At 41.7% G+C, this 15,779-nt stretch carries 14 protein-coding genes; 11 read left to right on the top strand and 3 right to left on the bottom strand.

Translation table 11 applies throughout. The features are described 5' to 3' along the window. Positions 1 to 18 precede the first annotated feature (18 nt). Entirely contained in the window at positions 19 to 2,244 is a 2,226-nt protein-coding gene (locus GUY17_RS12050) for an NADP-dependent isocitrate dehydrogenase (protein ID WP_101086958.1), read from the bottom strand. A 380-nt stretch (positions 2,245 to 2,624) separates the two neighbouring features. Between GUY17_RS12050 and GUY17_RS12055 the strand changes: the two genes are divergently transcribed. The 6 genes from GUY17_RS12055 to GUY17_RS12080 all read left to right on the top strand — a co-directional run bounded on the left by GUY17_RS12055 (position 2,625) and on the right by GUY17_RS12080 (position 8,485). Further along, positions 2,625 to 3,320 (top strand): pseudouridine synthase, encoded by a 696-nt coding sequence (locus GUY17_RS12055; protein ID WP_101086957.1) that lies wholly within the window; start codon positions 2,625 to 2,627, stop codon positions 3,318 to 3,320. Between the two features lie 32 nt (positions 3,321 to 3,352). After that, the gene (locus tag GUY17_RS12060; RefSeq protein ID WP_162023298.1) at positions 3,353 to 3,826 is read left to right on the top strand and encodes an NUDIX hydrolase; all 474 of its coding nucleotides are present in this window, start codon (positions 3,353 to 3,355) and stop codon (positions 3,824 to 3,826) included. Between the two features lie 258 nt (positions 3,827 to 4,084). Further along, positions 4,085 to 5,203 (top strand): tRNA 2-thiouridine(34) synthase MnmA, encoded by a 1,119-nt coding sequence (gene mnmA, locus GUY17_RS12065; RefSeq protein ID WP_101086955.1) that lies wholly within the window; start codon positions 4,085 to 4,087, stop codon positions 5,201 to 5,203. 3 nt (positions 5,204 to 5,206) lie between these two features. Continuing rightward, positions 5,207 to 5,839, top strand: coding sequence for a high frequency lysogenization protein HflD (gene hflD, locus GUY17_RS12070; protein WP_281047853.1), 633 nt, complete (start codon positions 5,207 to 5,209; stop codon positions 5,837 to 5,839). Between the two features lie 39 nt (positions 5,840 to 5,878). Further along, a complete protein-coding gene (gene purB / locus GUY17_RS12075) occupies positions 5,879 to 7,249 on the top strand; it encodes an adenylosuccinate lyase (RefSeq protein WP_101086954.1) in 1,371 nt (456 codons plus the stop codon). 93 nt (positions 7,250 to 7,342) lie between these two features. Next, positions 7,343 to 8,485, top strand: coding sequence for a cupin domain-containing protein (locus tag GUY17_RS12080; protein ID WP_162024353.1), 1,143 nt, complete (start codon positions 7,343 to 7,345; stop codon positions 8,483 to 8,485). A 144-nt stretch (positions 8,486 to 8,629) separates the two neighbouring features. On the opposite strand, the gene GUY17_RS12085 is transcribed toward GUY17_RS12080, so the two are convergent. Beyond that, on the bottom strand, positions 8,630 to 9,070 hold the full coding sequence (locus GUY17_RS12085; RefSeq protein WP_101086952.1) for a DUF4826 family protein: 441 nt from the start codon (positions 9,068 to 9,070) through the stop codon (positions 8,630 to 8,632). Positions 9,071 to 9,354: 284 nt separating this feature from the next. Between GUY17_RS12085 and GUY17_RS12090 the strand changes: the two genes are divergently transcribed. From GUY17_RS12090 to GUY17_RS12110, 5 genes are all read left to right on the top strand, one after another. Beyond that, positions 9,355 to 10,386 (top strand): Glu/Leu/Phe/Val dehydrogenase dimerization domain-containing protein, encoded by a 1,032-nt coding sequence (locus GUY17_RS12090; RefSeq protein ID WP_101086951.1) that lies wholly within the window; start codon positions 9,355 to 9,357, stop codon positions 10,384 to 10,386. Positions 10,387 to 10,646: 260 nt separating this feature from the next. Beyond that, positions 10,647 to 11,549, top strand: a complete 903-nt coding sequence (locus GUY17_RS12095) for a UDP-2,3-diacylglucosamine diphosphatase (RefSeq protein ID WP_101086950.1) — start codon at positions 10,647 to 10,649, stop codon at positions 11,547 to 11,549. 13 nt (positions 11,550 to 11,562) lie between these two features. Next, a complete protein-coding gene (locus GUY17_RS12100; protein ID WP_162023299.1) occupies positions 11,563 to 13,302 on the top strand; it encodes a lysophospholipid acyltransferase family protein in 1,740 nt (579 codons plus the stop codon). A 106-nt stretch (positions 13,303 to 13,408) separates the two neighbouring features. Then, a complete protein-coding gene (locus tag GUY17_RS12105; protein WP_101086948.1) occupies positions 13,409 to 13,867 on the top strand; it encodes a CBS domain-containing protein in 459 nt (152 codons plus the stop codon). A 355-nt stretch (positions 13,868 to 14,222) separates the two neighbouring features. Next, entirely contained in the window at positions 14,223 to 14,567 is a 345-nt protein-coding gene (locus GUY17_RS12110; protein ID WP_101086947.1) for a hypothetical protein, read from the top strand. A gap of 47 nt (positions 14,568 to 14,614) precedes the next feature. On the opposite strand, the gene GUY17_RS12115 is transcribed toward GUY17_RS12110, so the two are convergent. Next, a complete protein-coding gene (locus GUY17_RS12115; RefSeq protein ID WP_162023300.1) occupies positions 14,615 to 15,721 on the bottom strand; it encodes an energy transducer TonB in 1,107 nt (368 codons plus the stop codon). Positions 15,722 to 15,779 lie beyond the last annotated feature (58 nt).

Consider the following 15,779-nt stretch of genomic DNA (forward strand, 5'->3'; position numbering starts at 1 on the left):
GGAGAGCTCTTGTGCAGATTAACCAATTACAAACTGGTTTAATGTTGCACTAGGGCGCATTGCTTGTTCGGCTTTAGCTGCATCTAAACGGTAATAACCACCTAAATCAACTGCTGGGCCTTGTGCACCGTTCAATTCAGCAAGAATAACCGTTTCATTTGCAGCCAATGACTTAGCTAGAGGTGCAAAGTGTGCAGCAAGCTCTGCATCAGCCGTTTGCTCAGTTAATGCTTGTGCCCAATACATTGCTAGGTAAAAGTGACTACCGCGGTTATCAAGTTCACCTACACGACGTGATGGTGATTTATTGGTATCAAGGAATACACCAATAGCGACATCTAAGGTGTCTGCTAATACTTGTGCCTTAGGATTATTGGTCGTTTGGCTTAAATGCTCTAAAGACGCAGCAAGTGCTAGAAACTCACCTAATGAATCCCAACGTAAGTGACCTTCTTTTTCGACTTGTTGCACGTGCTTAGGCGCTGAACCACCGGCACCTGTTTCAAATAAGCCACCGCCATTCATTAACGGCACGATAGACAACATTTTAGCACTGGTACCCAGTTCAAGAATTGGGAATAAATCGGTTAAGTAGTCACGTAACACGTTACCCGTTACCGAAATAGTGTCTTCACCTTTGATGATGCGCTCTAGCGTAAAGCGAGTTGCATCCTCTGGCGTCATTATTTGAATGTCTAAACCAGCAGTATCTTGCTCAGCTAGATATTGAGTCACTTTCTTAATTAACTCAGCATCATGAGCACGGTTGCTGTCTAACCAGAATACCGCAGGCGTATTACTTAAACGTGCACGCTTGACGGCTAGTTTTACCCAGTCGCGAATTGGCGCATCTTTCACTTGGCACATGCGATAAATGTCGCCAGCTTCAACGTCATGGCTCATTAACACATCACCGGCTTGGTTAATCACATTAACCGTACCAGCAGCTTTAATTTCAAAGGTTTTATCGTGGCTACCGTATTCTTCTGCTTTTTGAGCCATTAAGCCCACGTTAGGTACGCTGCCCATCGTAGTTGGATCAAATGCACCGTGCTTTTTACAGAACGAAATCGTTTCTTGATAAACACCAGCGTAACAACGATCTGGGATCATTGCTTTGGTGTCTTGTAACTGGCCATCAGGACCCCACATTTTACCCGAAGAACGGATAGCTGCCGGCATTGATGCATCAATAATGATGTCACTAGGTACGTGTAAGTTAGTGATACCTTTATCAGAATCAACCATCGCAAGTGCTGGACGAGCAGCATAAACAGCAGCAATATCTGCTTCAATTTCGTTACGTTTAGCTTCTGGTAACGTGCTAATTTTGGCATAAACATCACCAAAACCATTGTTTACATCAACGCCTAACTCAGCAAATAATTTACCGTGCTTATCGAACACATCTTTAAAGAACACTTTAACGGCAAGACCAAATAATATTGGGTCAGACACTTTCATCATGGTCGCTTTAAGGTGTAAAGATAGTAAAACATCTTCAGATTTTGCCGCTTCGATTTCACGAGCATAAAAATCCACTAACGCTTTTTTGCTCATCACTGATGAGTCAATAATTTCGTCCGCTAATAACGCTAAGCCGCTTTTCAATACAACGTCTTTGCCGTCTTGTTGAGTCAACACGATATTGACTTTATCAGCTGCCGCTAGAGTGACAGACTGCTCACTGCCATAGAAGTCGCCTTCGTTCATATGAGCAACGTGAGACTTAGAGTCGCTGGCCCATTTACCCATTGAATGTGGGTTTTTCTTGGCGTAGTTTTTCACTGACGTTGGTGCACGACGATCTGAGTTACCTTCACGTAATACTGGGTTTACCGCGCTACCTTTAATTTTATCATAACGCGATTGAGCTTCAACTTCTGCGTCATTTTTAGGCTCATCAGGATAGTTAGGAATGTCATAACCTTTTGCTTGAAGTTCAGCAATACAGGCTTTTAACTGCGGAATTGATGCACTAACGTTAGGTAATTTAATGATGTTAGCTTCTGGCTTATTAGCCAATTCGCCTAATTCGGTTAGCGCATCAGCAATTTTTTGCTCTGCGGTTAACTTTTCAGGGAAGTTAGCAATAACACGACCTGACAAAGAGATATCGCGCGTTTCAACTTTTACGCCAGCAGCGTTAGTGAAAGTGCGGATAATCGGTAATAAAGACAGCGTGGCAAGTGCCGGTGCTTCGTCGGTTTCTGTGTATATGATCGTTGGAGTGTTATCTTTCATTTTGTTTCCTACATTATTGTAAATTTATAATTTATTAGAATAAATTGCGTAAGCATTTGACGGGCTTTGGTGGATAACACTCGCACAAGTTAACCGTGGTCAGCGACCATGGCACACTTTTTTATAAGCCAAGTATGTGAAATCCCCTATCCCTTTATTATTATATTTTGTTCTCAAACCTCTGAGATTTAGCGGTTAAAGCCGATATCTCAGAATGATAAATTAGGTACAGATCACAATTTTTAGGCGGACATCATAGATCATTCTTAGTAATTTTCAAATTCCACTAAGGGCGAATACGCAGTAAACTACCATAAATAGATTTATATTCGTTCACTTTTCACTCACTTGTATTAGCAAAGGATGTTAACCATACCTTTATGTCAAAAATCGGTAAATTCAGTCAATTTAAAAAAACATCTACTTACAGAACTGGCGCGTCTACAAAACCAGTTAATTCAGAGGCAACAAGTGCGACAGCCAATCGTGGCAGGGCAAAATCGCGACCGCCACAAAAACCACGGCCTGAAAATCCCGTCATCGTATTATTTAACAAGCCATTTGACGTGTTGTGCCAATTTACCGATGAAGCAGGCCGACAAACATTAAAAGACTTTATTCCAGTAGCCGATGTTTACGCAGCAGGACGTTTAGACCGTGATAGTGAAGGTTTGCTATTGCTTACCAACGACGGACAATTGCAGGCAAAGCTTACCCAGCCATCGCAAAAAACCTTTAAAACCTATTGGGTTCAAGTGGAAGGCGAACCATCAGATGAGGCAATCAATGCCTTATGTAATGGGGTTGAATTAAAAGACGGCATGACATTACCGGCTAAAGTTTGCGTAATGACATCTCCTGATATTTGGCCAAGAACCCCGCCGGTGCGAGAGCGTAAAGCCATTCCAACAACCTGGCTGGAAGTGCAAATTTGTGAAGGTCGAAATCGCCAAGTCAGAAGAATGACCGCACATGTAGGTCACCCAACCTTAAGATTAATCCGTTATAAAATAGGTCAATGGTGTCTAGATGATTTACCAAATGGTGAATACAAAGTGATCAGCACGGCAATGTAATCGCTGGCAGACGCTTTATACAAGAGGGAAATATGACTGAGCGCTATAAACCTAATACTACTGTAGCTTGCGTGATCCACTGCCAAGGTAAATTTTTATTGGTTGAAGAATGCATCAACGGTGAGGTTAAATTTAACCAACCAGCGGGGCATTTAGAAGCCAATGAATCGATTATTGCAGCATGCGCTCGTGAAATTGTTGAAGAAACGGGACTTGAGCTGACACCACAAGCCTTAGTAGGGATCTATCAATTTCGGGCAGCTACAGATTTAGCCTTTGTTCGTTATACATTTTGTATTGAGCTGGCCGAGCAACAACACGCCACACCCGGTGATAATGCCATTACCGCTACCCATTGGCTTAATCTTGCAGACATCATCGCCCTTGGCAACCAGCTTCGTAGCCCATTAGTGCTAAAAAGTATTGAAGATTTTTTACAACAAACGGATAAAAACCATTCCGCACAGCACACGCCGTTATCGTTGCTCAATGTCGATTATTTTTAATGGCTTGTATTAGGCTATTTGTATGTGCCTCAAGATAGCCCATTAAGCGAATGCGTGATAGAATACGCGCCGCACAAATGTCGTATTAATTGGCCGTTTACCAATTAATCTCTTCGATATGTGCAACTATAATCTCTGCGATATTCGCAACTAATAGTATTCAAGTTAACGACTAGCAAAAATCTAGCACAATCGCCTTGAAACATCGGCATTGCGGCACAATATATACATTATCTTTCTTCAAGGTTTTTAGGATTTATGACATCACTCAGCCCTACTTCAAACGGAAAAAAAGTCATTGTCGGCATGTCCGGCGGTGTGGACTCTTCAGTATCAGCTTACTTGTTAATGCAGCAAGGCTACGAAGTTGAAGGTCTGTTTATGAAGAACTGGGAAGAAGACGATACTGATGAATATTGCGCTGCAGCAGATGATTTAAAAGATGCTCAAGCGGTTTGCGACAAGCTAGGTATAAAAATGCACACCGTCAATTTTGCTGCCGAATACTGGGATAACGTATTCGAATACTTCTTAGCAGAATACAAAGCAGGCCGCACGCCTAATCCCGATATCATGTGTAATAAAGAAATCAAATTTAAAGCATTTCTTGAATTTGCCGACGACATTTTAGACGCCGATTATATCGCCATGGGCCATTATGTTCGTCGTCGTGATAATAGCGATGGCAGCGTTGAAATGCTCCGTGGGGTTGATGGCAATAAAGATCAAAGTTACTTCTTATACACCTTAAGCCACGAACAAGTTGCCCGTAGCTTGTTCCCTGTCGGTGAACTTGAAAAACATCAAGTACGCGAAATAGCCCAAAAATTGGGACTCATTACTCACGACAAAAAAGACAGCACTGGCATATGCTTTATTGGTGAACGTAAATTTACTGACTTCTTAGCAACGTATTTACCAGCACAACCTGGTGATATCGAAACATCGGAAGGTGAAGTGATTGGTACACATCAAGGGTTGATGTATCACACACTTGGACAACGCAAAGGCCTTGGCATTGGTGGACTAAAAAACAGCAATGAAGACCCATGGTATGTGGTCGAAAAAGATTTAGTCCGTAATGTGCTTATTGTGGCGCAAGGCGGCAATCACCCTCGTTTAATGTCAACAGGTATGACTGTCAATCAGCTCCATTGGGTTGATCGTAAAGGTCCAGCCAATAACAGCACGATTACGGTAAAGACCCGTTATCGTCAACGTGATGTTGGATGTACCCTCACCTATGATGACGCAGACAATATTACGGTGATGTTTGATGAGGCGGTTGCCGCAGTGACCCCTGGGCAATCAGCCGTGTTTTATGATGGTGACATCTGTTTAGGTGGCGGCATAATCGATACTTTAATTCGAGGATAATCCGTGAGCCAAACTCCAGACAACATCTTGTTTGAACGCACTATGGCCTTCGCGGGTATTTTACAAGCGATTGGCCAAGTGCAGTATTTAGCACGCCACGGCGAAAGTGACAAAGACGCCTTAGCTGCTACGCTTAATACTATTTTAGTCACAGAGCCTGAATCGACAGTTGAGGTCTATCAAGATAAAGCCATTTTAGATAATGGCTACCAACTGATTCAAAATCAGCTCGGCGATGGCAGTAACAAAGATGTCGAAACCACTCGTTACTTAGTTGGCGTATTAGCGCTTGAACGTAAGCTTGCCCGCTCGCCCAATGGTTTGGGTATGCTGGCAGAGCGCATCAATCAAGTGCATCGCCAACTGGCACATTTTGCGATTACCGATGAACAAGTACTTGCCAATTTTGCCAGTATTTACAGTGATATCATCAGTGAATTAGGCCCTAAATTACAAATATCAGGTAATCCCGATTGCTTAAAACAGCCTCAGGTGCAAAACAAAATTCGTGCGTTACTGCTTGCTGCAATGCGCAGTGCAGTATTATGGCGCCAATTAGGTGGCAAACGCCGCCATTTAGTGTTTGCCCGTAAGGCCATATTTGATACAGCAAAACAAAGCCAAAATAACAATTAATCGAATCACCCTACAACAAAGTTCATCAAGGAGCTTCAAATGGATCTTTCCGCACTAACTGCTATCTCTCCGGTAGACGGTCGTTATGGTAGTAAAACCGCCTCATTACGAGGGATTTTCAGCGAGTTCGGTCTTACTAAGTACCGTGTTCAAGTTGAAATCAACTGGTTAAAGCTATTATCTAGCTGCCCAGAGATTGAAGAAGTTCCCCCTTTTAGCGAAACCGCCCTTGCCGTGCTAGACAGCATCAAGGACAACTTTAGCGAACAAGACGCCCTGCGCGTTAAAGCGATTGAAAGCACCACCAATCACGACGTTAAAGCGGTTGAGTACTTTATTAAAGAACAAATTGCCAATAATGCCGAGTTAGTCGCCATTGATGAATTTGTCCATTTTGCCTGTACCTCTGAAGACATTAACAACTTATCTCATGGCTTAATGTTAAAAGAAGCGCGTGAACAAGTGCTAGTGCCGCATTGTCAGCAGATTATTGATGCGATCAAAAAATTAGCGCATGACAATAAAAGCGTGCCGTTAATGTCACGCACCCACGGCCAACCAGCATCACCATCTACACTTGGTAAAGAGATGGCTAACGTTGCAGTACGTTTAGATCGTCAATTAAACCAAATCAACGCTGTTGAAATTATGGGTAAAATTAACGGTGCAGTCGGTAACTACAACGCACACATCTCTGCATACCCAGAAGTAAACTGGCATGAGTTGTCACAGCGTTTTGTCACCAGCCTTGGCATTAATTGGAACGCGTATACCACTCAGATTGAGCCACATGATTACATTGCTGAATTGTTCGATGCCATTGCTCGTTTCAACACCATCCTAATCGATTTTGATCGTGATATTTGGGGTTATGTTGCACTAGGCCACTTTAAGCAGCGCACTATCGCAGGCGAAATTGGTTCATCAACGATGCCGCACAAAGTCAATCCAATTGATTTTGAAAACTCGGAAGGTAACTTAGGTATCGCTAACGCGCTAATGCAACATTTAGCCGCTAAATTACCCGTTTCAAGATGGCAACGTGACCTAACTGACTCAACCGTGTTACGTAACTTAGGCGTTGGTATGGCTCACTCGTTAATTGCATATCAAGCAACCTTGAAAGGCATTAGCAAGTTAGAAGTGAATGAAGCACAACTTTTAGCTGAATTAGACAAAAACTGGGAAGTATTGGCAGAGCCAGTACAAACCGTAATGCGTCGTTACGGTATTGAAAAACCGTATGAGAAGTTAAAAGAACTGACGCGTGGCAAACGTATTGATGCTGCACAACTTGCAGTATTCATCGATGGTCTTGAATTACCAGAACACGTAAAAATTGAATTGAAAAAGATGACCCCAGCAAACTACATTGGCCGCGCAGAAGCCTTTGTTGATGAGCTAAAATAGTCTTATAAGCTTATACATAACATTAGCGGTCGCATATGTGGCCGCTTTTTTATTGTATTACCACTCGTTAATTATCTCGACCTGAGGTCAATGATGTACACATTAAATATTGATACCCAAGCCTTTATTAAACAGCATTGGCAGCAAAAACCACTTGTTATCAAACAGGCTTTTATCGACTTTGAAGATCCTATCGCAGCAGATGAACTTGCCGGCCTAGCCTGTGAAGAAGAAATATCATCACGCGTTGTGGTCACAAAAGGTGATGACTGGGACGTAGTCCAAGGTCCATTTGAAGACTATGACCAATTTGGTGAAGACAACTGGCAGCTATTAGTTCAAGCCGTCAACCATTGGTACCCTGACTCACAGGCTTTAGTCGAAGCATTTCGATTTTTACCAGACTGGCGCTTTGATGACCTAATGGCATCATTTGCCACGCCAGGTGGTGGTGTTGGGCCGCATATCGATAACTACGATGTGTTTATCATTCAAGGCGATGGCGAACGTCGTTGGAAAGTGGGCGACAAAGGTCAACATAAGCGTCGCGGCGATAACCCTAACTCACCGCTAGTTGACGACTTTGAACCGATTATCGATGTGGTATTGCAAAAAGGCGACGTGCTCTACATTCCACCAGGATACCCACATTGCGGCGAAACACTATCGCTCGCCTTGTCATATTCGATTGGTTTTAGAGCGCCTAGCCAACAAGAATTATTAACTGAACTCGCGGATAGTTTAATCGACAGCAACCAAGGCCAAAAACGTTTTAATTCTGTGGATGAGCCAGCAACACCAGGGATGATTAGCCAATCACACCAGCAGGGTATTATGGATTTATTGACCCAATTGGCTCAAGATCCAGCCAGCTATCAAACCATGCTAGGTAAGCTACTGAGTCAAAATCGTTTCGAACTTGATATCTGTGAAGGCGAAGAGCCATTAACGGCCGATGAGTTATTGGAAGCGATTGAGCAAGGCGCGATAATTCAACGCATTGGTGGTTTGAAAGTATTGCAGTTAGAAAATGATAATGAGCAGCGTTTGTTTATTAATGGTGAAGTGTACACCTTTACTAATGTTACAAATGACATGTTACAACTATTGGCTAACCAGGTAAGGATCACGCCTGAAGAGGCTGGTTTATTCACAGCCAACCCAGCGGCAATGGATGTTCTAACCGAATTACTCAATCAAGGGTTATTCTATTTAGCCGAAGACGATTGCGAGTAATCATTAGCATATAAGTCACTGAGCTTGATGGCGGCTATCAACAAGAGCTCATCGATATGATCCATCAAGCTCAAGATAATAAAAAAAGGCACTGTGAGTGCCTTTTTTATGTTTATTACGTCAAGTTACTAGTGGCTTAGGGCATTACCCCCACAGTTTCTCATCTTGATTCATTTTATATAAGCTTTCTGCTCGCGACACCAATAATTGTGCAAACTTAAGTTGAGTAGGATCTTTGGTTACACCCGACTTGTGCAAGTTCTCTGCTTTAAGTTGCCACATCATTGAAAAATGTCTAATCGCATCACGAGCTGTTGCCGCGACTTTCACATCAACATAATCCGAAGGTAAATCACCAGACATTACCCAAAATGTTTGTTTTTTAGGTTGCTTCGATTCCATCTTCCAAATGGCTAAATAAGGAGCAAGATAACGGCTTTCGTCAGCAAGTACTTTACTTGGGATCACCCCTTTCTCAGCCAAAAAACGGTTCGCCTTTTGAAATTGAGTACGAACCCACTCTTGTCTTAATGCCTCAGGCTCTGGTGTTGGCTGTGCAACCGGCTCTGCTACTTCTTCAGTCATAATACTTCCTATCTTATTGTTATATTACAGGTTAGAACAAAAATGCAACCTGATATTCAATCTCAAAAACACTGATGCAACATAAGTTACTTTACGTTTACGTAAGGTGGCAAGCTAAATTTCCACATCAATGACAAAAATAACTAAATCATGCTTTGTTGAGAGTATCGCTAAATGCTATCGTGCTGCAATAAATATAACAAGCAGTCGTTTGCGCCTTTTGTACTCAATTAACAGAAGGTGTGAGAACTTTACTTTAACAAGCTAGCAAGCGGAGATGTCACGTGGCAGTTTTTAATCATGTTTCGTTCGATGAACACGAACAAGTGGTCTTTTGTCATGATAAACAAAGTGGTTTAAAAGCCATAATTGCAGTCCATAACACTAACCTAGGCCCTGCCGTAGGTGGTTGTCGTATGTGGAACTATCAATCGGATGATGAAGCCTTAACAGACGTATTACGTCTTTCTCGTGGAATGACTTATAAAAATGCGTTAGCCGGTCTCACCATGGGTGGCGGTAAAGCAGTGATCATCGCCGATCCTAAAACAACCGACCGCGAAGCGTTATTCCTTGCATTTGGGCGCTTTGTGAACAGTTTAGGTGGCAAATATTATTCTGCAGAAGACGTTGGCGTATCGACATCAGACATCATGATAGCCAGTCGTGAAACTGAATTTGTTGCTGGACTTGAAGGTAAATCAGGCGATCCATCGCCACTTACCGCGTTAGGCACGTACCTTGGCATTAAAGCCGCCGTAAAACATCAACGCGGCATTGATAGCCTAAAGGGAATTAAAGTCTCTGTGCAAGGCGTGGGACACGTTGGTTATTACTTGTGTAAGCATTTACATGATGCAGGCGCTGAACTCATTGTTACCGACATTCATCAAGCCTCGCTTGACCGTGTTGCAACCGAATTTGGTGCAACCGTTGTTGCTCCACAAGATATCTATACCCAGGATGTTGATGTCTATGCGCCTTGTGCATTAGGTGCAACACTTAACGACACAACCTTGCCATTACTAAAAGCGACCATTGTTGCCGGTTGTGCCAATAACCAGTTAGCTGAAGTTCGCCACGGTGAAAAACTCAAGCAAATGGGTATTCTGTACGCGCCAGATTATGTGATTAATGCTGGCGGTATTATCAATGTGTCATTTGAGAAAAACTATGACGCTGCAGCCTCTACCGCCAAGGTTGAGCAGATTTACAATACCCTGCTGACTATTTTTGAACGTGCTGATAGCGAGAACCGCACTACCGGTTCTGTAGCCGATGAAATGGCTAAAGCAATTATTGATGCCGCAAGATAGTTAATCAGCTTGATATTAAGGCTTTTGAATCCCTTAATATAACTTTATAAACATGCATTTATAAAAATCAATTTATAAACATAACTTTATAAAAAAAGCTAAAAGGAAATGCCTGTGCATTTCCTTTTTTATTACTCTTCCCTCCAGATATTGCTGGTTACGGGTTCATCAAGTTGCAACAAATCGTTCACCTTAGCGTCAAATAACTGCCCTACTCTACATCAACACTGACGCAATCTGTGTATTAGGGTGAATGACGGATGATCTCACACAGCAAAAAAAGCAATCAACAACGGCAACCTTTATCTCACTTAACGCATAGTGACAAAATTCAGCATTTTCATGCGTTGTGGATATCGGATGTTCATCTAGGCAGCATTGATTGTAAAGCAGACTTTTTATTACATTTCCTCAATCATAGCCAATGCCAATACTTGTATTTAGTCGGTGACATTGTCGATATCTGGGCACTGAAAAAACGTGTTTATTGGCCCGACAGCCACAATAAAGTGATACAAAAAATCCTCGAACTGGCCAGTAGTGGCACCCAAGTTATTTACATACCAGGTAATCATGATGAGGCTTTCAAAGATTATGCCGACAGTCATTTCAGAGGTATTACCCTCGTTAAACAGCATATTCATCAGTCTCTGAGTGGTAAACGTTTTTTAATACTTCATGGCGATCAATTTGACTCACAAGTATGTGTTAGTCGTACCTACGCAAAATTAGGCGACCATTTATATGATGTGTTGTTGTGGCTAAATCGTCAGTTACACAGAGTAAGAAGCCGCCTAGGATATCCATATTGGTCACTAGCCAGCTACATAAAACTCCGCGTCAACAAAGCTCAGCAAGCCATTAACCAATACCGAGATGCCGTACTGCGCTATGCCATTAAAAAACAAGTCGACATGGTGATATGTGGCCATATTCATCAGCCAGAATTATCACAGCATACGATTAATAACCACATCATCACTTACGCAAATGATGGTGATTGGGTTGAAAATTGTACTCTCATAGCAGAGACAGAATCTGGAGATGTGCAGTTGCTTAAGTGGGATGAACAAACGTTGCAAGCTACAGCAGTAAACACGATTGATTTTGGCAGTTCAGAGGCTACATCAATCATCACGCCCCAAAAACAGCACGTTGCATAAATAAGGCTAAAATATGATATTTACTGTTGATAATATGGTCGAAAAAAACCTGCCAAATGTGCATAACAAGCCTTGGTTAGCCGTGCCGACTAAAGCCATGTTGCGTTACTTGCTTCATGAAAAGCAGTGTAATGACATTGCCAACGAACATGCGCATTTATCCGGGGTCGATTTTGTTGAACAAATTCTTGCCTGTTTGAATTTCAGTTACAGCGTCCCCAATAACGAAATTGAAAATATTCCCATTGAAGGTCGAGTGGTGATCTACGCCAATCACCCTATCGGTTCACTTGATGCGCTGGCATTAATCAAACTGATTAGTCAGGTGAGACCAGACATCAAGGTCGTTGCCAATGAATTACTAATGGCCATTAAACCGCTTCATTCCATTTTATTGCCAGTACGTAACATGACTGGTGGAACACCGAAACAGCACTTAAATGAAATTCATCATCACCTCAAAAATGAAGGTGCGGTATTGATTTTCCCCTCAGGTGAAGTATCGCGTTTACGCCCTACGGGTGTCACTGACTTACATTGGCACAGCGGATTTTTAAAAATGGCTCGCGCCTGTAATGCGCCGCTTTTACCTATGTATGTTGATGCAAAGAACTCCGCTACATTTTATGGTGCTTCAATGATTTACAAACCATTAGCGACGTTATTGCTGGTCAAAGAAATGTTTAAACAAATGGATCATGTGATGCCAGTGCGGATTGGCCAATTAATAGCAAAAGAAGTTGTCAGCACTCAAGACTTTCCGCTTAAAACTAAAGTGAATCTGCTTAAAAATCATTTATATCGCATTGGTAAAAATCGCAGTCCGTTATTCATTACCCAAAATGCCATTGCTCATCCTGAAAAACGCAGTGAGCTACAACAAGCATTACAACAATGCGAATTGCTCGGTAAAACCCAAGACAATAAACAAATCTATTTATACAAGCATACTCACAGCAGTCCTATTATGCGTGAGATTGGCCGGCTTCGTGAAATCGCCTTCAGAGCCGTGGGCGAAGGTACCGGTAAACGTCGCGATACCGATAAATATGATAATCACTATTTTCATTTAGTGTTATGGGATAAAGACGAATTAGAGATTGTGGGTGCCTATCGTTTTGCCAGTGCCAAAATGCTCCACGAATCCATTGGTAAAAATGCGCTGTATAGCCAATCACTATTTGAATACCACGATGCGTTTGCTCCCTATTTTGACCAAGGACTCGAACTTGGCCGCAGCTTTGTGCAACCTAAATATTGGGGCCGCCGTAGTTTAGAATATTTGTGGCAAGGTATTGGTGCGTTTTTGATTAAAAACCCACAGTATCGTTACCTCTTTGGGCCTGTGTCGCTAAGCGATAGTCTACCTGTCCCCGCCAAAGAGATGCTGGTGTTTTTTTACCAACACCACTTCGCCACCAAACACGTTTTAGCGACTTCATTTAATTCATATCAATTCACCGACGAACGTCAGCATCAATTGCATCAGTTATTTAATGGCGATGACTATGCTGAGAACTTTAAAATACTCAAACGGACGCTATCGAATATGGGTGTATCAGTACCGACGTTATTTAAGCAATATGGCGAATTGTGCGACAACAATGGCGTACAGTTTCTCGACTTTGGTATTGATGCAGAGTTTGGTGACTGTATCGATGGTTTAGTGTTAGTCGATATTCATCAGTTAAAGCCGATAAAATATCAAAAATACTTGGCTGGTCATTTACCTGAAAACAAAATTGCATCTTGACCAGATACAAGCTTATAACGTGAGTAAGTCGTTGTCATTGGCCGTTAAATGATTGTTACACTGATATTTATCTGATATAAAAGAATAAATACGTGGAGAATCGCTTATGACAACTGCTACTGAATTGTTGACAGAGACATTACCTGATAACCCGACTAAACATCTCTGTGTCGCGGACATCATGACTACGCGAGTGGTTACCATAGAGATGGATGATCGGCTGACACTGGCCAAAGAAATTTTTGACAATGTCAGCTTTCATCATCTACTCGTGGTTGATAACGAGCAATTGAGTGGCATATTGTCTCATCGGGACTTTCTACGGGCGCTCAGTCCTAATATCGGTACCGCTGCTGAATTAATTCGAGACACTGAAACCCTGCATAAAAGGGTTCATCAAGTCATGACTCACAATCCATTCACTATCGCCCCTCATTGCGATATCAACCAAGCAACCAGACTTATTTTAGACCACGATATAGGGTGTTTACCGGTATTAGACAACAACACCATCGTGGGCATTATTACTTGGAAAGATCTATTGAAGGCCTATTACGTGAAGTAAATGGTCTGCTTTTCATCTATTTAATCATTAACAACAAAACAACCTGCCTGTTACTACTGTATTTTTGAACTGTTCTTTTGAACTGTCCTTTTGATCGAATACTCATGTATAAGTTCCGTATATTATCCGTATATTCCGACATACAACCCTACTTCATTTATCATCAACCGCTAATATTTAAATGCCGAAAAATCATATTTTGGCAATAGCTCTTCCAAAAAATAAATATTACTAAGCTTGCCAACTAGATAGCTTCATTTCGTAAATTGTTCATATTTATATGCTGGAAAATGTCACATTACTCTGCTTTTATTAGACACAGGGCTCGTGGCTATCATGTGATAAGGACAGCATTATGATTAAGTTTACATACCACCTCAATCAAGACAACATTGAGTTGCAAGCGAGTAATTGGTGCGGACTAGAACGAGTATTTATTAATGGCAAAGTGGTGTCACGCAAGTTCAACTTTGGTTTACAAAGCATGCATGATGTACTGCTTAATAATGGCAAAAAGTGTCGTTTTCAATTAATAGTCGATCCACAAACAGAATTAGTCTCTTGCCGTATTTACAAACAAAACCAATTGGTGACTATTTTAAATCAAGGTAAAAAACAGCTACAAAAAAGCCAGTTCCTAATCGAAACTAGCTTCGTTGTCGTGTGTGTTGGCATGCTCAGCTTGTATTGGTTAACTTAAGTTAAACATAACCAATGAGATTGGTATAACACAAGCTGACTTAGGTATTAACCTATGGTGAAATCAAGCTGAACGGTAGATTTTGCTTCTGTTGGCTTACCATCAACAAATTTAGGCGCATAACGCCATTGACTAAGCGCTTCTATCGATTCTTTTTCAAACTGGGTGCCACCTTTAGAGTCAATGATCTCAGGTGATTTAACAAAACCATTTTCATCAACTGTAAACTCAACTTGCACCCAACCAGATTTTCTTCTTTGGGCATATGATTGCGGGTATTTTGGTGGTTTTCTAAATAACGGGGTTTGTTCTTGTTGGTCATTCCATGGCGTCATTTTACCAATCGCAATACAATGCTCAGTGGCTTTATCTCCTAGGCCTTTTTGCTCATACAGTTTCACTAACAAGGCATGCGCACGAAGTTCATAGGGATGGCTATAAGGTAATGCCTGATATTGTTTGATAACTTCAACTAAATTCGTAATAGCTTGACTTGGCTTACCCATGGAATCATATAACGCAGCAACGAGGTAAGTAGCATCAACTCGTTTAATGGCATCCTCTGGTAACTTACTGGTATAAATATCGTAAGCGTCAAACGCCAAAGTTCTCACTGTGCGGGTATAATACTCGGTATGCGATAAGCGATGAAACGTAATGAGTTTTACTTCGGCAACCGTTAACTCATTGTCAGCTTTTTCTGCAATCTCTATTGCTTCAAATAATAACGTTTTCGCGTATTTATCATCTGTTGTCGATTCAGCTAACCCAATCAAAGGATCGATTAACTCGATACCATTATCGGTCACGTTTTCACGGTATACAGCTAATGCAGAAGTAAATAATTGATGCGCCTTAAGCGTCGCTTCATCTTCAATAACACGGCCTTGATTCTTTTTCTTAGGTTCAACCATTACCGCATTTGCATAATTAATGGCTAACTTAGCGCTATCAAAGCTGTCTTGACCGAATTTAATTTGACCTAACTCATAGGCTTGCTGCGCATATTTCAGCGTATCTTGGTTGTTGTGGTTTTCAACAGAAACATTGTATTGCTGGTAAGCGTGTGAAAAAGCTTCTGTATTTGCTGGTTCAGCATAAGCAAATTGGCTCATAAAAGCCGCTGCTATCGATAAGCGTAAAAGTGTCTTCATAACGTTCTAAATCCTTTTTGATTTTATCCTTAACCTTTTCTCGCACTTCGCAAAATAC

It is taken from the genome of Shewanella sp. Arc9-LZ (genome assembly GCF_010092445.1).
In the GTDB taxonomy this organism is placed as follows: Bacteria; Pseudomonadota; Gammaproteobacteria; order Enterobacterales; family Shewanellaceae; genus Shewanella.